The 20,502-nt window shown below is 71.9% G+C and carries 18 protein-coding genes, 1 pseudogene and 1 riboswitch; of the genes and pseudogenes, 11 read left to right on the plus strand and 8 right to left on the minus strand.

Translation table 11 applies throughout. From position 1 onward, the window contains the following. Positions 1 to 106: 106 nt before the first annotated feature. Positions 107 to 1,825, minus strand: coding sequence for a cobalamin biosynthesis protein CobG (locus SLV14N_RS20955; protein WP_263273226.1), 1,719 nt, complete (start codon positions 1,823 to 1,825; stop codon positions 107 to 109). A gap of 161 nt (positions 1,826 to 1,986) precedes the next feature. After that, positions 1,987 to 2,124, plus strand: a riboswitch (cobalamin riboswitch). 33 nt (positions 2,125 to 2,157) lie between these two features. Here SLV14N_RS20955 and cobN point away from each other — a divergent pair. Then, positions 2,158 to 5,769, plus strand: coding sequence for a cobaltochelatase subunit CobN (gene cobN / locus SLV14N_RS20960; RefSeq protein WP_208682631.1), 3,612 nt, complete (start codon positions 2,158 to 2,160; stop codon positions 5,767 to 5,769). Positions 5,770 to 5,951: 182 nt separating this feature from the next. On the opposite strand, the gene SLV14N_RS20965 is transcribed toward cobN, so the two are convergent. Continuing rightward, positions 5,952 to 6,683, minus strand: a complete 732-nt coding sequence (locus SLV14N_RS20965; protein WP_263270581.1) for a DUF4097 family beta strand repeat-containing protein — start codon at positions 6,681 to 6,683, stop codon at positions 5,952 to 5,954. Positions 6,684 to 6,902: 219 nt separating this feature from the next. Here SLV14N_RS20965 and SLV14N_RS20970 point away from each other — a divergent pair, with 219 nt between their 5' ends. After that, positions 6,903 to 7,175, plus strand: coding sequence for a DUF1876 domain-containing protein (locus SLV14N_RS20970; protein ID WP_208682635.1), 273 nt, complete (start codon positions 6,903 to 6,905; stop codon positions 7,173 to 7,175). Positions 7,176 to 7,263: 88 nt separating this feature from the next. Continuing rightward, positions 7,264 to 7,440, plus strand: a pseudogene (locus SLV14N_RS20975) (CGNR zinc finger domain-containing protein); the annotation flags it as partial. An 11-nt stretch (positions 7,441 to 7,451) separates the two neighbouring features. On the opposite strand, the gene SLV14N_RS20980 reads toward SLV14N_RS20975, so the two are convergent. From SLV14N_RS20980 to SLV14N_RS20990, 3 genes are all read right to left on the minus strand, one after another. Beyond that, on the minus strand, positions 7,452 to 8,780 hold the full coding sequence (locus tag SLV14N_RS20980; protein ID WP_263273228.1) for an LCP family protein: 1,329 nt from the start codon (positions 8,778 to 8,780) through the stop codon (positions 7,452 to 7,454). 312 nt (positions 8,781 to 9,092) lie between these two features. Continuing rightward, the gene (locus tag SLV14N_RS20985) at positions 9,093 to 9,278 is read right to left on the minus strand and encodes a hypothetical protein (protein ID WP_263270583.1); all 186 of its coding nucleotides are present in this window, start codon (positions 9,276 to 9,278) and stop codon (positions 9,093 to 9,095) included. Positions 9,279 to 9,607: 329 nt separating this feature from the next. Further along, positions 9,608 to 10,015, minus strand: coding sequence for a BlaI/MecI/CopY family transcriptional regulator (locus SLV14N_RS20990; protein WP_259670773.1), 408 nt, complete (start codon positions 10,013 to 10,015; stop codon positions 9,608 to 9,610). A 296-nt stretch (positions 10,016 to 10,311) separates the two neighbouring features. Between SLV14N_RS20990 and SLV14N_RS20995 the strand changes: the two genes are divergently transcribed. The 6 genes from SLV14N_RS20995 to SLV14N_RS21020 all read left to right on the plus strand — a co-directional run bounded on the left by SLV14N_RS20995 (position 10,312) and on the right by SLV14N_RS21020 (position 16,050). Continuing rightward, on the plus strand, positions 10,312 to 10,887 hold the full coding sequence (locus SLV14N_RS20995) for a TerD family protein (RefSeq protein ID WP_208682639.1): 576 nt from the start codon (positions 10,312 to 10,314) through the stop codon (positions 10,885 to 10,887). A 276-nt stretch (positions 10,888 to 11,163) separates the two neighbouring features. After that, a complete protein-coding gene (locus tag SLV14N_RS21000; protein WP_259670437.1) occupies positions 11,164 to 11,394 on the plus strand; it encodes a hypothetical protein in 231 nt (76 codons plus the stop codon). Beyond that, a complete protein-coding gene (locus tag SLV14N_RS21005) occupies positions 11,391 to 12,377 on the plus strand; it encodes a fatty acid desaturase (RefSeq protein ID WP_263270586.1) in 987 nt (328 codons plus the stop codon). Before SLV14N_RS21000 ends, SLV14N_RS21005 begins: the two co-directional genes overlap by 4 nt. Then, positions 12,374 to 12,805: a DUF5994 family protein gene (locus SLV14N_RS21010; protein ID WP_208682645.1), complete on the plus strand. Its 432-nt coding sequence runs from the start codon at positions 12,374 to 12,376 to the stop codon at positions 12,803 to 12,805. Before SLV14N_RS21005 ends, SLV14N_RS21010 begins: the two co-directional genes overlap by 4 nt. Before the next feature lie 490 nt (positions 12,806 to 13,295). Then, positions 13,296 to 13,829 carry a DUF6344 domain-containing protein gene (locus SLV14N_RS21015; protein WP_263270587.1) on the plus strand — a complete coding sequence of 178 codons (534 nt, stop codon included), beginning with the start codon at positions 13,296 to 13,298 and terminating at the stop codon, positions 13,827 to 13,829. A gap of 973 nt (positions 13,830 to 14,802) precedes the next feature. Next, positions 14,803 to 16,050, plus strand: coding sequence for a helix-turn-helix domain-containing protein (locus tag SLV14N_RS21020; protein WP_263270588.1), 1,248 nt, complete (start codon positions 14,803 to 14,805; stop codon positions 16,048 to 16,050). Between the two features lie 73 nt (positions 16,051 to 16,123). Here the strand turns inward: SLV14N_RS21020 and SLV14N_RS21025 are convergent, their stop codons facing one another. From SLV14N_RS21025 to SLV14N_RS21035, 3 genes are all read right to left on the minus strand, one after another. Next, positions 16,124 to 16,303, minus strand: a complete 180-nt coding sequence (locus SLV14N_RS21025; protein ID WP_208682657.1) for a DUF5708 family protein — start codon at positions 16,301 to 16,303, stop codon at positions 16,124 to 16,126. A 223-nt stretch (positions 16,304 to 16,526) separates the two neighbouring features. After that, a complete protein-coding gene (locus tag SLV14N_RS21030) occupies positions 16,527 to 17,249 on the minus strand; it encodes a response regulator transcription factor (RefSeq protein WP_263273229.1) in 723 nt (240 codons plus the stop codon). A 48-nt stretch (positions 17,250 to 17,297) separates the two neighbouring features. Further along, positions 17,298 to 18,482 (minus strand): sensor histidine kinase, encoded by a 1,185-nt coding sequence (locus SLV14N_RS21035; RefSeq protein ID WP_263270590.1) that lies wholly within the window; start codon positions 18,480 to 18,482, stop codon positions 17,298 to 17,300. Between the two features lie 324 nt (positions 18,483 to 18,806). Between SLV14N_RS21035 and SLV14N_RS21040 the strand changes: the two genes are divergently transcribed. After that, positions 18,807 to 19,559 (plus strand): 4-phosphopantetheinyl transferase family protein, encoded by a 753-nt coding sequence (locus SLV14N_RS21040; RefSeq protein WP_208682666.1) that lies wholly within the window; start codon positions 18,807 to 18,809, stop codon positions 19,557 to 19,559. A 227-nt stretch (positions 19,560 to 19,786) separates the two neighbouring features. Beyond that, complete coding sequence (locus tag SLV14N_RS21045) at positions 19,787 to 20,410, plus strand: LysM peptidoglycan-binding domain-containing protein (RefSeq protein WP_263270593.1); 624 nt, start codon at positions 19,787 to 19,789, stop codon at positions 20,408 to 20,410. The last annotated feature ends 92 nt before the right edge of the window (positions 20,411 to 20,502 follow it).

A 20,502-nucleotide genomic window follows, 5' to 3' on the forward strand; every position in this document is an offset into this window, starting at 1 on the left:
CCTCGGGGTTGTCGGGTACGGGGCGGTTCTGGAGGTGGGGCATGGCGCTGTGGGTCGAGGGTGGTTCATGAGGTGGTGGGGCATGGCGCTGTGGGTCGGGGGCGGTTCATGAGGTGGTGGGGCATGGAGCTGCGGAGGGTGCCGCCGGTGCGGGATGCGGGGCGGGTGTGCTCTGCGGCTGTACTACGGAGACGCGGTAGCCCTCCGGCGTCGCCAGCACATCGACCCAGGCGCCGCGCGGGTGGCCGCAGCGGCGTTCGCAGCCGGACCAGTACACGGGGAGCCGGCGCAGGGCGGGCTGCTGTCCTGGCTCGCCGGGGACGGGGGTGCCCGCTGTGACGGCGGCCGACGCGTCGGCCCGTACGTCGGTACGGGACTTGGCGCAGCCGGGGCGGCCGGTGCAGGCGCCGATGCGGTGCCAGGGGGAGTCCGGGTCGGTGATCAGTCCGGCGGTGGACAGTTCGCGCAGGCGGGGAACTGCCGTGTCGGCGGACAGCCCGGGGATGACGATGCCGCGCCAGGGGGTGAGGCGGAGCGCGCCGGCACCGTCCTCGGCGGCGACGGAGGTCAGCAGGCGCCACTGGGCGACCGACAGCCGCCCCAGCGGCGCGAGGACGGAGAGCGCACGGGCGCCGTCGGTGCCCTCGATGACGCCGGGGGCGGAGGAGTCGGCGTACGGGACGGAGGCGGGGGGCGGGACGGAACCGGCGTACGGGACGGAGGGGGTGAACGGGACGGACGCGGCGTCAGGGACGGACTCGGCGTACGGCGCGGAGGCGGGTGTGGGCGCCTCGGTCGCGTCGGCGGTCCCGGTTACGTCGGCGGTCCCGGTTACGTCGGTGGTCCCGGCTACGTCGGTGGTACCGGTCACATCCGCGGACCCGCCCACATGAGCGGTTCCGGCCCCGGCCACCCCCGCAGCCACCGCCCCGGCCACCTCCGCGCACCCGATGCCCGCCGCGCGCAGTCGCTCCGCGACGGCCCGGGCCGTTAGACCGTGTCCGACCGGGAGTTCACGTACCCGCCAGGCGCCGCTGCCGCTCGCCTCAGCGGCGGTCAGGAAGGCCTCGGCGGCGGTGAGGGCGGCGCGCGGGGCGTCCGGCCCGGCGATCCGCAGCGCCGCCGGGTCGTCGCCGACCCGCAGCAGCGCGGTACCCCCGGACCCGGCCGGGCATCCGTATCTGGGCAGATCCCCGGCCCCGGGCAGATCCCCGGCCCCGGGCAGGCCCCCGTACCCAGGCTGGTCCCCGGCCCCGGACAGCTCCCCGTCCCCCATCGGCGCCCCGACCCCGCCCCGTTCTGCGACCAAGCTCACATCCCCGCCGAGTGCCGCCACATCGCCCCGTCCGTCGTCCAGGACGAAGAGGAAGCGGCCCGACAGCGCGGTCGCGGACTCGCTCGCGCAGAGCAGTCCGTCCAGCTCACGGGCCCACAACCGCACGTCAGAAGGGGTGTGCCGGTCGAGTCCGGCAAGGGGCGAGGCGAGGATGTTGCGGACGCGTTCGTGGCGCTCGGAGGGCAGCAGACCGGCGTCGCGCAGCAGGACGGCGAGCCGGTCGCCGCAGCCGTCCGGGAGGCCGCGGAGTTCCGCGTTGCCGCGGGAGGTGAGCGAGAGGTGGCCGTCGCCGAGCCGGTCCGCGGCGTCGGCCAGCGCCTCGGCCTGACGTACCGTCAAGTCTCCGGCGGGCAGCCGCACTCGGGCGAGGTGGCCGTCGGCGGCGGAGTGCAGCCGCAGCGCTCCCGGGCAGGCGTCACCGCGGTCCCGTATGGGCGGTTCGGCACCTTGGGGCCGTATCGAGGGGGAGGGCGGCATGGCCGCGAGCATACCCACGGAGGCGGGTGGCTCATCGGGGCCGGATCCGGCCAAGCTCCCGGTCCGGATCCGGGTACGGAGGCGAGCGCCCCCGTCCCGCTGCGGCCGGTCCGGAGGCCCGCTTACCTCCCCCGTCCACTGCCCTTACTATGCAGGTCGGTGGGTCGGCTGGCCCACCGGACGCCAGCGACGGCGCAGGGTCTTAGGGCCCAAGGGAGGAAGCCCGGTGAGAATCCGGCGCGGTCCCGCCACTGTGAACCCGGCAGCTGCCGGGTGAGTCAGGAACTCCCGCCGTCCATACGACCACCCGGGGCGCGGATACCCCGAGGAAGGCCTGCGCTCGCATGCTTCTGCTGCTGTCGACCTCCGACACCGACCTGCTCAGCGCCCGCGCGGCCACGGGTCCCGTGCCGTACCGGCTCGCCAACCCCGCCCGCCTCGACGTCGCCGAACTCCCCGCGCTGCTGGAGGGCACCGACCTCGTCGTCGTACGCCTCCTCGGCGGCATCCGTGCCTGGGAGGAGGGCCTGGAGGTGCTGCTCGCCGAGGACCAGCACCGGCCGGTCGTCGTGCTCACCGGTGAACAGGCCCCCGACGCCCAGCTCATGGAGCAGTCCACGGTCCCGGTCGGTATCGCGGCCGAGGCGCACGCCTACCTTGCGCACGGCGGTCCCGCCAACCTCGACCAGCTCGCCCGCTTCCTCTCCGACACGGTGCTGCTCACCGGCCATGGCTTCGAGCCGCCGGAGCCCGCCCCGTCCTGGGGTCCGCTGGACTGGGAAGGCCGCAACGAGAGCGGTCCGCTGGTCGCCGTGCTCTACTACCGCGCTCACCACATGAGCGGTAACACGGCCTTCGTCCGGACCCTGTGCGAGCAGATCGAGGCGGCGGGCGGGCGTGCCCGGCCGCTGTTCGTGGCCTCCCTCCGCGCCCCCGAACCGGAGTTGATCGAGGCGCTGGGGTCCGCCGACGCCCTGGTCACCACGGTCCTCGCGGCGGGCGGCAGCAAGCCCGCCGAGGCCTCCGCCGGCGGCGACGACGAATCCTGGGACGCGGGCGCGCTGGCCGCCCTGGACGTGCCGATCCTGCAGGCCCTGTGCCTGACCGGGCCGCGCAGCGCCTGGGAGGAGAACGACGAGGGGCTGTCGCCGCTGGACGCCGCCTCGCAGATCGCGGTCCCCGAGTTCGACGGCCGGCTGATCACCGTCCCGTTCTCCTTCAAGGAGGTCGACGAGGACGGTCTGCCCGTCTACGTCGCCGACCCCGAGCGCGCCGCCCGGGTCGCCGGGATCGCCGTCCGGCACGCCCGGCTGCGCCACATCCCGGCCGCGGACAAGCGCCTCGCGCTGGTGCTGTCCGCGTACCCGACCAAGCACTCCCGTATCGGCAACGCGGTCGGCCTGGACACCCCGGCCAGTGCCGTGGCTCTGCTGCGCCGTCTCCGGGCGGACGGCTATGACTTCGGCGACGAGACCGCCGAGCCGGTCCCGGGCCTGGAGTCCGGCGATGGTGACGAGCTGATCTACGCCCTCATCGACGCCGGCGGCCACGACCAGGAGTGGCTCACCGAGGAGCAGCTCGCCCGCAACCCGGTCCGGATCCCGGCCGCCGACTACAAGCGCTGGTACGCCACGCTGCCGCAGGAACTCCGGGACTCCGTCGAGGAGCACTGGGGGCCGCCGCCCGGCGAGATGTTCGTCGACCGCAGCCGGAACCCCGACGGCGACATCGTGCTGGCGGCCCTGCGCCGCGGCAATCTCCTGATCCTCATCCAGCCGCCGCGCGGCTTCGGCGAGAACCCGATCGCGATCTACCACGACCCCGATCTGCCGCCCTCGCACCACTACTTGGCGGCGTACCGCTGGATCGCGGCCTCCGCCGACGACGGCGGCTTCGGCGCGGACGCCATGGTCCACCTGGGCAAGCACGGCAACCTGGAGTGGCTGCCCGGCAAGAACGCGGGCCTGTCCGCGGCCTGCGGACCCGACGCCGCCCTCGGCGATCTGCCGCTGATCTACCCCTTCCTGGTCAACGACCCCGGCGAGGGCACCCAGGCCAAGCGCCGGGTGCACGCCACCCTCGTCGACCACCTCGTTCCGCCGATGGCCCGCGCCGAGTCCTACGGCGACATCGCGCGTCTGGAGCAGCTCCTCGACGAGTACGCGGCCATCTCCTCGATGGACCCGGCCAAGCTGCCCGCGATCCGCGCCCAGATCTGGACGCTGATCCAGGCCGCCAAGCTCGACCACGACCTGGGGATGGACGAACGCCCCGACGACGACGGCTTCGACGACTTCCTGCTGCACGTCGACGGCTGGCTGTGCGAGGTCAAGGACGCCCAGATCCGCGACGGACTGCACGTCCTGGGCGGCGCGCCGGCCGGTGAGGCCCGCGTCAACCTCGTCCTCTCCATCCTCCGCGCCCGCCAGATCTGGGGCGGTACGTCCGCCCTGCCCGGTCTGCGCGAGGCGCTCGGACTGGACGAGTCCGCGGCCACCCGTACGACCGCCGACGAGGCCGAGGCCACCGCCCGCGCCCTGGTGCAGGCGATGGAGGACGCCGGCTGGGACCCGGCGGCGGTGGCCGGTGTCGCCGACGGCCACCCGGCCGCGGTCGCCGACATCCTCGACTTCGCCGCCCGTCAGGTCGTCCCGCGCCTCGCCGCCACCACCGACGAGATCGACCACGCCGTGCATGCCCTCAACGGCGGCTTCGTCCCGGCCGGCCCCTCCGGCTCCCCGCTCCGTGGCCTGGTCAACGTCCTGCCGACGGGCCGGAACTTCTACTCCGTCGACCCCAAGGCCGTGCCCTCCCGCCTCGCCTGGGAGACCGGCCAGGCCCTCGCCGACTCCCTCCTGGCGCGCTACCGCGACGACAACGGCGACTGGCCGCAGTCCGTCGGCCTGTCGCTGTGGGGCACCAGCGCCATGCGGACGTCCGGTGACGACGTGGCCGAGGCGCTGGCGCTGCTGGGTGTCCGCCCCGTATGGGACGACGCCTCGCGCCGGGTCAACGGGCTGGAGCCCATCTCCCTCGCCGAACTCGGCCGCCCCCGTATCGATGTCACGCTGCGCATCTCCGGCTTCTTCCGGGACGCCTTCCCGCACGTCATCGGCCTGCTCGACGACGCCGTACGGCTCGCCGCCGGCCTGGACGAGCCGGACGGGGACAACTACGTCCGCGCCCATGCGCAGGCCGACCTCGCCGAGCACGGCGACGAACGCCGCGCCACCACGCGTATCTTCGGCTCCCGCCCGGGGACGTACGGTGCGGGCCTGCTCCAGCTGATCGACTCCCGCGACTGGCGCACCGACGCCGACCTCGCCGAGGTCTACACCGTCTGGGGCGGCTACGCCTACGGCCGCGGGCTGGAGGGCCGGCCGGCCCGCTCCGAGATGGAGACCGCCTACAAGCGCATCGCGGTCGCCGCCAAGAACACCGACACCCGCGAGCACGACATCGCGGACTCCGACGACTACTTCCAGTACCACGGCGGCATGGTCGCCACCGTCAAGGCGCTCAAGGGCAAGGCCCCCGAGGCGTACATCGGTGACTCCACCCGCCCGGAGACGGTCCGCACCCGCACCCTGGTCGAGGAGACCTCCCGGGTCTTCCGCGCCCGGGTGGTCAACCCCCGCTGGATCGAGGCGATGCGCCGCCACGGCTACAAGGGCGCCTTCGAACTCGCCGCCACCGTGGACTACTTGTTCGGCTACGACGCCACCACGGGCGTGGTCGCCGACTGGATGTACGACAAGCTCGCCCAGACCTACGTCCTCGACCCCGAGAACCGCGCCTTCCTGGAGGAGGCCAACCCCTGGGCCCTGCACGGAATCGCCGAACGCCTCCTGGAGGCGGAATCCCGCGGCATGTGGGAAAAGCCGGACGCCGAGACACTGGCGGCCCTGCGCCAGGCATTCCTGGAGACCGAGGGGGAGCTGGAGGGGGAGGACTGACCCGCCGCGGGGCGGGGCCCGGCCTCGGCCCCCGCCCCGGCGGGAGGCCGCGGTTCGGCCATGACGGGTGGCTGCGGTCGGCCATGACGGGTGGCTGCGGTCGGCCATGACGGGTGGCTGCGGCCGGGGCCGGAAGCTATCCGACGTGGTGGTCGACCACCCGCCCCGGAGGCTGCGGCCCGTCAGGCGGGCTTCGCGGTGATGTCCCCGTTGCTGGTGGTCAGGTCCAGATGGAAGCGGGCCGCCGGGTCCTGGGCGATGCCTATGTGCTTCTCGCCGTTGTCGGTCTCGGCGGACAGCCGGTACGGGCCCTTCGGCAGCTGCACCGTGATCTCGCCGTTGGATGTCCTCGCCCGGACGTTCTGCGCGGTGGCGGGGGTGAGGTCGATCGCCCCGTTGGAGGTCTCGGCCGAGGTGCGCGCGCCCGACAGACCGCGGCCGGTGATCCGGCCGTTGCTGGTCCGGGCGTCGACCGCGCCGGCCACGCCGTCCAGCTGGATGTCCCCTGAGGTGGTGGTCATCTTCACCGGGCCCACCTTGGTCAGCTCCACCGCCCCGGACGAGGTCTCCCCGCTCACCGGGATGCCCGCCGGCACCTCGACCGTGTAGTCCACGGTGCAGTTCGTGCCACAGCCGGCGAGCACCAGCACACCGTCCTCGACACGGTGGGTGGCGCCCTCGGGACGGTCGCCGTGGTACGACACCGCGCGGTGGACCGAGGCCGTGCCGCCGCCCTTGCCGCCGTGCACCGTGAGGCCCCCCGAGCCGCTGTCCAGGCGGATGGACGTGATCTTCTTCGGCACTCTGGCGTCGTCCTGGAAGGTCTTGCCGGGCAGTAAGCCACAGGCGCTGAGGGCACACGCCCCGATGCCGGCCATCGCGACGATCCCGATGAAGCGGACCCGCTGACGCATGAATTCCCCCGTGAATGGTCGGTAGTCGGCGAGGTGAGGGCCCGTGCCCCGCCTGCTCCCCCGCTGTGACGAGGCTATGGCCGCCGTCGCGGCCGGACCATGGGGAAATCCCCCGGATCCGGGTGTGGTGAGCCCCAGGTGCGACCCGCGGGCGCCGGTGCGACGATTTTTGTGGGGGCGGTTCATGCGCTGCTCATGGGGTGGACGAGGAGGCTTCCGGTGACTGCCACGAAGACATGGAACGCCGAGATCAGCATCACCGAGACCGACAGCGAGGTCAGGGCCGAGGCCAGGCTGCGCGGCAAGGAAGGCGGGCAGATGGTCGGCCAGGGAGCGGCCCGCTGCAATCCTGCCGATGAGAACGTCCCGGCCATCGGCGACGAGCTGGCGGTGGCCCGGGCGATGTCGGACCTCAGCCATCAGCTGCTCCAACGGGCCGCGCACGACATCGAGGTGCACACAGCCCGGCCGGTGGAACGGCTGCGCGTCTGAGGCCCTCGGCACACGGGACGCCGTCCGGCAGACCCCGGCCCGGCGTCCGGTCGGCATGCCGCGATGCGCCCGTTTTGCTTTCCTGTGCTGGGAAGGGGGAGCACGGCTCGGGCGATGCCTGCGCGCCGAATGTGCCCGCGCCTATGTGGACACGTCCAGGAACGGGCGACGGCGGTACTGCACGGCACGCTGCGGGAACACCGAAGCGGTGATGCGCCATCGTTCCCGGCAGCCGGGCGGCAAGCGTCAGCGGCCGTTCCCCTAGGGGCAGCCCTCTTAGCGCTTGCCCGCCGCGAAGTCCGGCCCGATGGTCAGTGTCACCGCGCCCGGTGCCGCGTCGGCCGACTGCGTCGCCTTGGTGCCGGGGAGACGGCCGGCCAGGACGGCGCTCTGGGCCTTGAGCGCGGCCGGGTAGGTGAGCGTGGTCTTGTCCGTCGTCGGGGCGTTGCCGGTGGCGATGACCGTGAAGCCGAGCTTGCGCAGCTGCTCGGCGGCGGCCGCCGCCTGGCCGGGGGTGCCGGTGCCGTTGAGCACCCGCACCTGCACGGAACGGGCGGTCACCGGGTGCTTGGCGGCCTCGGCGAGCTTCTTCTTCTCGGCGGCGCCGACCTCCCGGTCGTGCGCGAGGTCGCTGAAGAGCCCGCCGGCCTGTGGGTATTGCCAGACGACATTGGCCTTGTCGGTGGGGACGTCGGCCTCGCGCGAGTAGTTGGGGACGGTCAGGAAGGTGAGGCGGTCGCTGGGGACCTCCTGAACGGTCGCGGCCAGGTCGTACAGCGGCTTGAGGCCGGCCAGGGCGTTGTCGGTGGTGATGGACTTGGTGGCCGACTTCAGGAAGTCGTAGAGCTCGCCCGGGCTGGTGAGCTTCGACTGGGCCTTCGCGGACAGCGCCTTCATGAATTCCTGCTGACGGCCGATGCGGCCGAGGTCGGAGCCGTCGCCCACGCTGTAGCGGGTGCGGACGTAGCCGAGCGCCTTCTCGTCCCGGACGTTCTGGCAGCCCGCGTCCATGTCGAGGTGGGCCTTCTTGTCGTGGATGGCGTACTTGGGGCAGACCTTTATGCCGCCCAGGGCGTTGACCATTCCCTTGAAGCCCTGGAAGTCGACCGAGGTGAAGTGGTCGATGCGCAGGCCGGTGTTCTTCTCGACGGTCTTGATGGTGCAGGCCGCGGCCTTGGTGATGCTCCCGGAGTCCCCGCCGATCGAGAACGCCTCGTTGATCTTGAAGTGGTGCGGGGACGACTTCGAGCCGTTGCCGCGGGTGCACGCGGGGATCTCCACCCAGGAGTCACGGGGGAAGGAGACCGCGGTGGCCCACTTACGGTTGGCGGCGATGTGCAGCACCATCAGCGTGTCCGACTGCATGGTGCTCAGGTTCCTGCCGTACTTGGCGTTGGCGCCGGCGCGGCTGTCGGAGCCGACGACCAGGATGTTCTTGGAACCGGGGCTGAGGTTGGCCGGCCGGTCGCCGTCGACCCCGATGTCCACGCCGCGGATGTTGCCGTCCAGCTCCTGGTAGACCCAGGCGCCGACGCCGGCCGTGGCGAGCACCAGCACGCCGAGCACACCGCCGGTCCAGGCGAGGATGCGGCCCCGGCGGGTCATCCGCAGCGTGCCCGCCCCGCCTGCCTTACGGGAGCCGCCCCCGGACCGGCGGCCGGAACCGGAGGATTTTCGGCGCGAGCCGGTGCTGGACGCGCGGGAGCCGCCGGGCGCGCGCGAGTCGTCGCCGGCGGGAGAGGACGAGCCGGGTGCGCCGTCGGCGCCCCGTCGGGCCGTCTGCTGGTGCGTCTGCCTGTCATGCACGCCGATGGCCCTTCTGGTCCTTCTGATGCTGGTGATGCGGGTGGTGCGGTACGGGTGAGGGGGCGGCCCCGGCGGCCGGGGGGACCGGCCGCGTCGACAGGGGGTGGCGGATCAGGTACCGGCGCTGGGCAGCAGCAGGATGGACTCGGGGTCGTAACGCAGCCACTGCGGACATGCGCCGCCGGGCAGGGTACGCAGCCGGCACCACAACTCGCCCGCGCCGTCCGTCCACCAGGCGTTGATCCGGCCCAACATCCATCTGCCGTCCGGGTATTGGACCTCCACCGGCTGATACACCCATCGGACCTCCGCCTCTGGAGGCGGGCAGTCCCAGGTCAGGAGTCCGCACCTCGTCGCCATCTCCCCCTCCGGCCGCGCCCGTTGCGCATCTGCGCGCACTCTACCGGGAAGTTCTACAGTGTTGTAGAAGTTGCTCGGTGCGGAGCGTTCACCGTGCGGTGCGCCGTGTCCGGCCCGGCGAGGTCAAGGATCAGTGTGCACTCAGAGCGGCGTTGCCGCCTTGAGAACGACGAACAGCGCAACCGCTGCGTTGAGCGCGGAGGGCGCGGAGAGCCCGGAGGCGGCCGTGTCCTCCGCGGCGACCGCAGCAGCCGGGCCCGCGGGGGTCAGTGCCGTCGGCCCGTGCCGGGCTCAGCGGCCGGGCCGCCGGCGGGCGCCGGGCCGTCGGCCGTGGCGGGACCGTCCGCCGTGGCGCGGTCGAGGAGGGTGCGCAGCAACTGCTCGTCGTGTGCGGAGAGCGCGGAGACAAAGCTGGTCAGTACGGCGTCCCGGTCCGGTTCGCCGTCCAGTACACGGCGCATCCGCAGTGCCGCGAGACCGGCCTCGTCGGCGGCCGGGGTCCAGGCGTAGGCGCGGCCGGACCGCTCACGGGTGACGGCCTGCTTGGCGTGCAGCCGGGAGAGGATCGTCATCACGGTCGTGTACGCGAGGTCGCCGCCGAGCCGTTCCTGCACCCAGGCGGCGGTGGCCGGGCCGGACGCGTCGTGCAGCGCGGCCAGCACCTGGGCCTCCAGCTGGCCCTGTCCGCGCCGGCGGGTGCGCTCTTGTCCGGAGCCGCCGGACTCCCCCGGCTCAGGGGTTCCCCCGCCGCCCGGCGCCTTCCCGAAGGACTTTCCGCCCACTGTCGTCGCCTCCCGTCGCGCCGGGTGTCCCGACGCCCGGGACGTCCGGGCATCTTACTGAGTGGCCGGATCCGGACGGTGGTTTGTCCGGCCTGCAGCCTGCCCCGTCGATCCCCGTCGCTGTACTTCTACACTCCTGTAGATTTTGAGGCTTCACCCGGAATGCAGGCAACACCTGGAGGGAAGCCATGGGAGTCTCGCTGGGCAAGGGCGGCAATGTCTCCTTGTCGAAGGAAGCACCCGGACTGACCGCGGTCACGGTCGGCCTCGGCTGGGACGTCCGCACGACCACGGGCGCGGACTACGACCTGGACGCCAGCGCGCTGCTGTGCACCGAGGCGGGCAAGGTCGTCTCGGACGCGCACTTCGTCTTCTACAACAACCTCACCAGCCCCGATGGCTCGGTGCAGCACACCGGCGACAACCTGACCGGCGAGGGCGAGGGGGACGACGAGTCCATCGATGTCACGCTGTCGGCAGTGCCCGCCGAGATCGCAAAGATCGCCTTCCCGGTATCCATCCATGAGGCGGAGGGCCGGGGGCAGAGTTTCGGCCAGGTCCGTAATGCGTTCATTCGCGTCGTCAACCAGGCGGACGGGGTGGAGCTGGCCCGCTACGACCTGAGCGAGGACGCCTCGGCCGAGACCGCGATGGTCTTCGGCGAGCTCTACCGGCACGGTGCGGAGTGGAAGTTCCGCGCGGTGGGCCAGGGCTATGCGTCCGGTCTGGCGGGCATCGCGGCGGACTTCGGCGTCAACGTCTGAGGACAGGACCTCCGGGCGGGGAGGGCGGCCGTCGTCGGCGCCGCCCCTCTCCGGCCTCCTCGCCGGGGCGGTGGGGCACGCGGCCGTGGCGAGGAGGCGTCTACACCTGTGTAGAAATTGCCTGGCCGTGGCCGCCCAACGGAGAGTGCCCGGCTATCACCGCCTTTAAAGGGATTTGCCGGGCTGGTGCGGGGTACCGTGAAGACACCAAGGGACTCGGGGACCACAACACCGGGTGAGCCGGCTGCTGCGGCCCGCCCGAGTGAGGTGAGCACCATGCAGACTCTGTGGACCGTGGTCGTGCTGCTGGCGCTGGTGGCGCTGGGGGCGCTGTTCATCGCCCGGGTCAACGCCCAGGGGGCCGGGCGGATGCCGACCCATCGGTACGCGGACTGGAAGCAGTCCGTACGGCAGCGGATGCACAAGCGGCCGCATGACGGGGCCCGTCCCGAGACGCCTGCGGCCGGCCCACCGCCGCCCTCCGGCAAGGCGGGAAACGACCTGTGACGTCCACCGCCCGCACCGTCCCGTCGGCCCAGGACTACGACGGTGCCTCCCCGTTCCCTGACAGCGGCACCGTGTCCCCGCCGACCAGCGGCCGGCGGATGTATGTCACGGTGACCGGCATCATCGTCGTCGCCCCGTTCGTCGGCCTGGCCGTCGCGATCCCCCTCCTCTGGGGCAGCGTCGTCCACCTCACCGACCTCGTCCTCCTGGCCGTCTTCTACGTCATCAGCGGCCTGGGCGTCACCATCGGCTTCCACCGCGGCCTGACGCACGGCAGTTACACGGCCGCCCCCGCGCTGCGCATCGCGCTCGCCCTCGCCGGCTCGCTCAGCTTCCAGGGCGATGTCATCGACTGGGTCGCCACCCATCGCCGCCACCACGCCTACACCGACCGCCCCGGCGACCCGCACTCGCCCTACCGCTATGGCACCAGCCTGCGCGGTCAGCTGCGCGGACTGGTCCACTCGCACATCGGCTGGCTGTTCGGCGACGACCCCACCTCGCACCGCCGCTTTGCCCCCGATCTGCTCGCAGACCCAGGGATCCGCGCGGTGGACCGGGCGTTCCCCGCGCTCTGTCTGCTCACGCTCGGCCTGCCGTTCGCGCTGGGCTGGGCGCTCGGCGGCTCCTGGGTCACCGCGCTGACCGCCCTGCTGTGGGCGGGGTTCATCCGGATCGCGCTGCTGCACCACGTCACCTGGAGCGTCAATTCGCTCTGCCATCTCATCGGCGACCGCCCCTTCCGCACCCGGCGCCACGACCGGGCGACCAACCTGTGGCCGCTGGCCCTGCTGTCGTTCGGCGAGAGCTGGCACAACCTGCACCACGCCGACCCGACCTGCGCCCGGCACGGTGTGGACCGCGGCCAGCTCGATGTGTCCGCCGCCGTCATCCGGCTCTTCGAACGCCTCGGCTGGGTCCGGGACGTGCGCTGGCCCGACCCCGAACGGGTGGCGGCCCGCCGGCTCAGGAGCACCGCATGACCACCGCCGGGGACCCTCCCCACCCAACTCACGCCCCGCACCACGCACCGCCCTCCGTCGCCCGCCTGACCATCGCCCCACACACCGATACGGCCCGGCACCTGGACGGTCTCTGGTGGCCGCACTCGACCGACCTGCTGGCCGAACTCCCGGAGTTGCTGACCGCGTTGCCCTTCGACTGGCCCCGGATCACCCACGCCACGGTGAACGGCGCGGCCTGGTCCGCTCTCCCCTCCCACACCCTCGTCGCCGGTCATGTCGTCCGCCTCCGCAGAACCACCGGCCGCCCCGGCCCGGACACCATCTGCCTGGTCTCCTCCGGCAACGGCCGCTGGGACCTCCTGATCATCCCGCCCACCACCCCCGAGCCCGAGGCCGTCCGCATGATGGCGGAGATGGCCCGCACGGGGGAGCCGACACCGGCCTGAGCACGAGGCGCGGCGCAGGGGCGACAGCCCGGGGTGATGCCCGCCAACTCGCCCTCGTCTGTGGCTGTTTCACGTGAAACAGCCACAGTGGCCCGCGGCGTTGGCCCGCCGGGCCGGACCCCCTCAGCCGAGAATCCCCCGGTCGTACGCCACCGCCCACCGTGATGAGCGGGGCGGTGTGCTCGTGCCGTGCGGTGGGCTCGGTCCGGTCGCAACCGATCGGCTGACCGGGGCCTACGACCTGCCGGCCGCCTGCCCCCACGGCCCTCGGCTACTGCGTACGGGTGGTGTTCATCGGAAGAACGCCGATCCGGGGGCGTCGGTCCGCGAATCCGCCCATTACGTACTCATCATAAGAAAACGCAACAGAAGCGACGCCATCCAAGTGGTGCACCGGAAGCGGCGCAACTGAAGCGAAGCAACAGAGGAAGCGCAACCGAAGTAGACGCAACGGATCTCTCGGGGAGATCCCGACCGAAAGCGAGGGGCCATGGCTGCGACCAAGGTCATGAAGTTCTGGGCGGTGTGCCTTGTCATGCTCGGCAAGCTGCTGGCATCACTGGGGGTCTCCGCGGCGGCGTCGGCCGCGCGCCGGGACGCCGCACTGTACGAGCGGACCCTGGGCAAGGGGAACGCGGGCAAGGGGAACGCGGGCACCGAGGCCCCGGGTGGTGACGCCCCGGATGTGGGGCGCTGCGCCGCGCCGGATCACCAGCCGGAAAGGGGGAGCCGTGCCGTACCCGCTCCCCGCACCGTGCCGCTGTACGGCCAAGCCGGGCCCGCCCGCCGGATGTTCCCCCGCCCGGAGCTGCCGCCCACGATCAAGCAGCGCATCAGTGCAGAGGCCCATGGCACCTCGCCGGGGATGCGCAGCCGCATCACCGCCGGCGCCGAGCCGCTGACGGCCGACGACTTCACCGACCCGGCCGGGACCACGCCGGACGACGCCAGGGCCGGCGCGGACGCACGCTCCGCCGTCATTCCGGCGGCCCGCAACCGTGCACACACCGCCCGCGTCGTCTGAACCGGCTGCAGCGCACACACGCATGACCCAGGCGACAGCGCACAGAACGCGCGGCAGCACGGAGTCAGCAGCGCGAAGTCAGCAGCGCGGAGACAGCCGCTCGGTGACAGCCGCACGGAGACATGAGCCATCGCGGTAGCACGCAGCGATGCTGCACCGGAGATGGACAAAAAGCAGCAGACGTAGAGCCGCAGAGGCAGCCGTTGAGGCAGACGTAGAGACAGAGGCAGACGCAGTTCGGACGTAGGTCTGGGTGCAGGCGCGGACGAGGGTGCAGAAGCCGGCATGTTCCACGTGAAACGTACGCAGACGTGAACCACCTGAAGGCGCCGGGACGGACGCAGACCCGCATCAACGGGAGACCCGGCACAGCGACAGCCGCAGCCAAAGCCGCAGCCGCAGCCCAAGCAGCAGCCCAAGCAGCAGTGACAGCCTCAGCCACCGCACGACCACAGACCTGAACCACCCGACGTACCCCCGGAGTTCTACCGCTTCGCCCCGACCAGGGCGCCGGTCCCCGGGCCTCCTCCCAGCTCCAGCCCGAGCTCCGCACGCAGCGCATGCGTGCCGGGACTTCCGCGGGCCGTGAGCGGCGGGTGGTCTACGGTATGGACCGCAGGCCGGGCGGGTGCCGCCCGACGCCCCGACGTATATCCGCGAGCCCGTGACGTGTCTCCGGGCCGCGGCGCAGCGCGCCGATGTGTGCCCCAGAGGGCCCCGGCGACCGTGCGATGACGTGTACCGGGCGACCGGTTTTCCGGTGCGGTGCGCCGGCTCCTTGCGGGCGATGTCCGCATTGCGCGCATCCCCTCGAAATGATCTCGGTGCGCTCGGCGAAGGCCGGTGAAAGTATCCGCATATTGGTCGACTTCTTCTTGACCCCTTGGTAAAGTCCCGAGCACTCATTGTGACTCGGCGATTTGACGCGGCCGCCCGGGGTCATCCACCGTTCGAAATCCGGAGGGTTTGTGGAATGCCTGAGCTGGCGGACACCGGGAGGAGAATCAAAGAACTCCGGGTCAGTGCGGGAATGACACAGCATGACCTTGCCGGACCCGAAATGTCATCCAGTTACATTTCGCTGGTGGAGCACGGGAAACGCATTCCCAGCGGTTGGGCACTCAAGATTCTGGCGGAACGCCTCGGGGTCGGTGTGGCGGAAATATCCGGAGCCGCCGCGCCCGCAGAAGCTACCGGACGGGCCCGCCGGCTCGACCTGGTCGGACGATTGGTGGCGGCCCGCAGACAATGGGACGGCGGTGACGTCGAAGGGGCCTTGTCGGAATTCCGGGAACTGGCCGAGATCGAGCCGGCCCACCGACAGGACGATGTTTTCACCGAGGCCCAGCTCGCCATTGCGGAAATCCTGGGCACGCTCGGCCGCGCCGATGAGGGCGCCGAGGTCCTGCAGCGGATGCTGGAGGTGCTCGCCCCCGAGCCGTACGCCGAGCCCCGGCTGCGCGCCCTGATCGCGCTCGCCGATCTGCTGGAGTCGGCCGGCCGCGTCCAGGACGGACTGCGCTACGCGCTGACCGGCCACCTCGAATGCACCGGCCAGCGCCCCGGCACCGGCTTTCACTCGCTGCTCGTCCTTGAGGTGCTGACCCGCTGCGCCTATTGGAGCGGCTGCCCGGACTGGGCGCCCGACACGGACCACGGCCGGCCCCCGGCGGACGGTGTGCTCCCCGGGCCGCGCGCCTCCGTCGATCTGCACCGGGCGCTCGACCTGCGGGACCGGGGCGAGCCGGAGCGCGCCACCGAGCTGCTGGGCGAGTGTGCGCGCCGGGTCACCCCCGCCGCCGGGTTCCCGCTGTGGGAGAAGATCAACGGCCATTACGCGCTGCTGTTGCTGCGGCGCGGCGAGCCGGCGGCGGCCCGCGGCATCGTCGAGCGCGGCCTGGTGGTCGCCTCGGTGGCTCAGGAGCCGGGCTTCCCGCTGTGGCTGACGACCGCGGAAGCGGCCGGTGCCGAGGTGACCGGTGACCGCGCCCGGCTGTTCGCCCTCGGCGCGGAGCTGGCCGCGCTCCCGGACACCGGCCGCAGCCATGAGAAGGCCGCCGCGCTGGGGGAGGTCGCGGCGGCATGTGCGCGGGCGGGCGACCGGGAAAGGGCCGTCGGGCACTTCCGGTATTCCGCGGAACTGTTCCGGCGGGCCCAGGCGTACCGGCACGCCGAGCGGGCCCGGGAACGGCTGACGGAGCTCATCGAAAAGCGGGAATGACGACCGCCAGGATGAAGTCTCCGTAGCGCCGTATTTCCTTTGTCCGGTGTTCCTTTGTTTTGTGCAGGGCGCGTTATTTCTTGGTCTTCTTTGCGAGACCCAGTAGTGCGAACAAGGTCTCCGCTGCACCGACGATCGCCAGTATCAGCCCGGCCTTGTGAAGCGAGATGACTGCATTCTCCACTTCCTCTGTGGTCAGCCAAAGGGCCAGACCTGCGATCGTCAGAACAATGCCTAAGGCAACACCCTTCATGGGTTTCCCTCGCTCCGTGTGAATGGTGGCGGACTCCTTGTACGGACCAGTGTTCCGTCCGGTCCGGCACATTCGGATCATCCGCAGGTAGGCCCTTTCCGCTCGCCGGCTGTCACTTTCTATGTACTCCCCGGCCCTGTCAGGGGCGGCTAGGGGACGGTTAGGGGGGCGGCCGGGAGAAAATCAGGGGCCGGTCGGGGGCGCACGCTGGGAGCGCTCTCTTTTACCCCCGCAGGGCTATCCCGTGCTGCTGCGCCAGAATCGCCGCCTGCACCCGGCTGCGCAGCTTCAGCTTCGACAGGATGCGGCTGGTGTGGGTCTTCACGGTGCCCTCCGCGAGATCGAGGCGCTCCGCGATGGCGCTGTTGCCCAGCCCGCCCGCGATACAGGCCAGCACCTCCAACTCCCTTTTGGTGAGGGTGTCGAGGGCCTGTGCGGCGCCGTCCGGCAGGGTGACGCCCGCCGCCGCCGGCGGCCGCCCGGCGAACTCGCAGATCAGCCGCCGGGCGAGGGCCGGGGTGAGGAACCCCTCCCCGTATGCCACCTCCCGTACCGCGCCCACCAGTACGGCCGGTTCCGCGTTCTTGAGGATGAAGCCGCCGGCCCCGGCCCGCAGCGCCCCGAAGAGGTACTCGTCGAGGTCGAAGGTGGTCAGCACCAGCACCTGGGCGAGGCCGCGCGCCACGATGCTGCGGGTGGCGGCGATCCCGTTGAGCTGTGGCATCTGGACGTCCATCAGGACGACATCGGGCCGCAGTTCGGCGGCCATACGGACGGCCGTCGCACCGTCCCCGGCCTCACCGACCACTGTGATGGCCGGGTCCGTCTGCAGCACCAGGACCAGCCCGGACCGTACGGCCGCCTGGTCGTCGGCCACCAGCACCCGGATGCCCGGGGGCCCGTCCGCCGGGCGCTCCCCCGGCGCCGTCGCCGGCCCGCCCCTCAGCTCGTCCGCCGCTGACTCCTTCACTGGCTGTGCCACCTTTCTCGTCTCCTAGGGGTTCTGGGCCAGCGGGAGCACCGCGCGCACCCGCCACCGCCCCGGGGCGGTGTGGTCGGGCCCCGCATCGAAGCTGCCGCCGACCAGGGCGGCTCGCTCGGACATCCCGGCGAGCCCGGCGCCCGCACCGGCCGTCAGCCGGTCCACGGGGCGCTGCCGGGGCCGGCCGTCGGGGCGGGCCAGCGGGCTGTCGACCGAGAGGGTCAGCTGCTCGTCGCCGGCCTCACAGTGGATTTGCACCCGCCCCGCCGCGGCATGCTTGAGGACATTGGTCAGCGCCTCCTGCACGATCCGGTACGCCGTCACCTCGATCACCGACGACACCTCGGGGAATTTCTCGGGTAATTCGGCGTGCAGGGTCAGCCCCGCCGCGTCGGCGGCCGGCCGGGCCTGATCGACCAGCGCGCCGAGCGCGTTGAGCTGCGGCCGGTCCCAGTCGTCGGACACCCCCCGCTCGGACCGCAACAGCACCACCATCCGGCGCATTTCGGCCAGTCCCTGCACACTGTTCTCCCGGATCACCGAGAGCGCCCGCAGCACCGGATCCTCCTCGGCCGAACCGTCCTTCTCCCGCTGTGCCTCGGTCAGGGAGAGCACGGCGCTGGAGTGAATGGCGATGGCACTGAGGTGGTTGGCCACCAGGTCGTGCAGCTCACGGGCCATACGGGTGCGTTCGGTCTGCAGCACGGTCTTGCGGTCCAGCTCCGCCAGCCGGTCGATCTGTGCGGCGCGTTCCCGCTCGGCATCCGCCCGCTCCTTGTGGTTGCGGATCACCACCGCGGTCCATACGGGGGAGATGAGCAGCACCGCGATGACGATGCCGGTCGTCACCCCCTCGGAGCGGTCGCCGATGAGGACCAGCGCGACGGTGGCCGCCAGAGTGGCCGCCACGGTCCCGATCTGCAGGACCCGGCACAGCCACGGGGCTCCGTACAGGGCGGCCGCATAGAGCAGATCCGTATAGACGAGCACGGGTCCCATCCCGCCGCCGGCGACCATCTCCACGGTGACGGTGAGCGTGCCGACGGCGAGCGCGGCCAGCGGCAGGGCACTGCGGAAGACCGTCGCGGTACACAGCACGAGCAACGGCAGAACGGCCTGCCAGGCGGGAATATCGCCCCCCATGACCCGCGGCCCGCCCACGACATACAGGATCAGGCAGCCGGCGAAGAAACCCACTGCCAATCTGAGGTCACGGAGCGGTAGGGGGCGGCGGCGCGCCTGCGTACGGGGGAATGGACGTAACCACACACCAGGACAGTATTCGGCGGGTCACCCGTTCTCCTGGCCCTGGCGCCGGAATTCGGGGCGGTCTCCCGTACATCGAAGTATGTAGCCGGACATCAGCAGGAGGGATGACCCGAACGCCTCGGAGGGTCTGCAAACTTGGGCTGTCCGTATCGATCGATGGAGGCGAAAAAGGGGGAGGGGCCATCCATATGACGGGTAGTCACTCACCCGGTATGGCCTCGGCACCGCTCAACTGCGGAGGACGGAAAGTACGTGAAATCGAACGCCGCTCTTCTCGATCTGTCTCCCCGAACCCCCTTTGACCACGTGGTGGACCCGGGTCCCCACCCCGGCCGCGCCTGTCCCGCACCGCTCGCTCCCGCACCCGGTCACCCGGACTCCGCCGCCACCCCCGTCCCGGTCTTCGTCGTCCCCGTAGGTTCCGCTTCTCCCCACGGATCCGGCACGGGCCTCTCCCCCGACGACTGCCCGGCCCTCAACGGCCGTTCCCGGGCCACCCTCGACGGCGCGGACCGCCGCCGGCTGCTGGCCCGGCTCCCCGAGCGGGTGAGCGCCGCGATGGCCGCCGACGGCCACTGGGAACTGTACGGAACCCGCGGTCTGCTGGTCGTGGCCTGCGGGGACGACGCCCGCCGGATGGGCTTCTCGGTGGAGTCCGTCCGCCCCGAAACCTCCCCGCCGGACACCCCGTACGAGGTGCTGACCGGCCATGAGTCACGCATCGCGGCCACCCGCCCGGCCCCCGAGCGCGACCGTCTCGTCACCCGTTTCTGGGTCCGCAAGGACGCCGCCCTGCAGGCCGTCGGCCGTGGGCTGTCCCTTGCGCCGGAGCGCATCGAGGCGGGGTTCCCCGGCGACCGCGGAACGGTCACCGTCCCCGGCCCGCACGGCCTCGATGTCCCGGTCTCGGTACGGAACATCGCGTTCTCCTCCGCGTACGAGTTCGCCGTCGCCGTCCCGGAACCCCTCGCGCTCACCCCGGCCTTCTCCTATCCGGTCGGGTAGTTCCCGGATTCCCGCCGGGCCGTCGGCGCACGCGCCGGCAGGCATTCCCCGCTGCCGGCCGGAATGCGGCCCGGGTGCGGACTTCGCGCCCACCCGGGTGAAACCCCCGCATGTCGCGGCGCCCGGACACGGCAAAAACCATATTGCCGGGTTGGTTGGTGGGTGCCCACCGGTCGTGGCGAGTACTGCGCCACGGCGTTGTCGGAGCACAGCGGAGGATTGCCGTCATGCCGTCGCCCCTCGCCAAACGGTCCGTCGAAACGCTCCTGTCCGTGCTGCTGGTCCTGCTGAGCGTCCTGGGCCTGGCCGCCCCGAGTGCCGCGGCGGCCGGCTCGCCCGCCGGCCCGGCCCCGGACTGGGAGCGCATCGCCGCCTGCGAGAGCAACGGCCGCTGGCACGTCAACACCGGCAACGGCTACCACGGTGGTCTGCAGATCGACCCGGCCACCTGGCGCGCCTACGGAGGCCGCCGCTACGCGCCGCGCGCCGACCTCGCCACCCGTGACGAGCAGATCCGCATCGCCGAGCGCATCGCCCGCGACCGAGGGCTGTCGGCCTGGCCCAACTGCGCCCGGACCACCGACGACGGCGACAGCGCCTCCCGCGCCACGGAGCGGGCCGGGTCGGACGATCCGGCCCCGCAGGCGGCCCCCCGCACCCGCAGCCGCACCTCCTCCGGCCACACCACCGCCCGCACCTATGTGGTGCAGCCCGGCGACTGCCTCTCCGTCATCGCCGAACGCGCCCACACCCCGGGCGGCAGCAAGGCCCTCTACGACCTGAACCAGGACACCCTCGACAAGGGGCCGGACCACATCTACCCGGGGCAGCGGCTGCGGCTGCGGGCGTGAGCCCGGCGCGGTGCTCCGCCGGGCTCGGTGTTCCGCCGGGCGCGGTGCTCCTGAGGGCCGTCACGGTGAATCCGCTGATCGGTGCGAGTGAA

Source organism: Streptomyces sp. Je 1-4 4N24 (assembly GCF_026239515.1).
GTDB lineage: Bacteria > Actinomycetota > Actinomycetes > Streptomycetales > Streptomycetaceae > Streptomyces > Streptomyces nigrescens.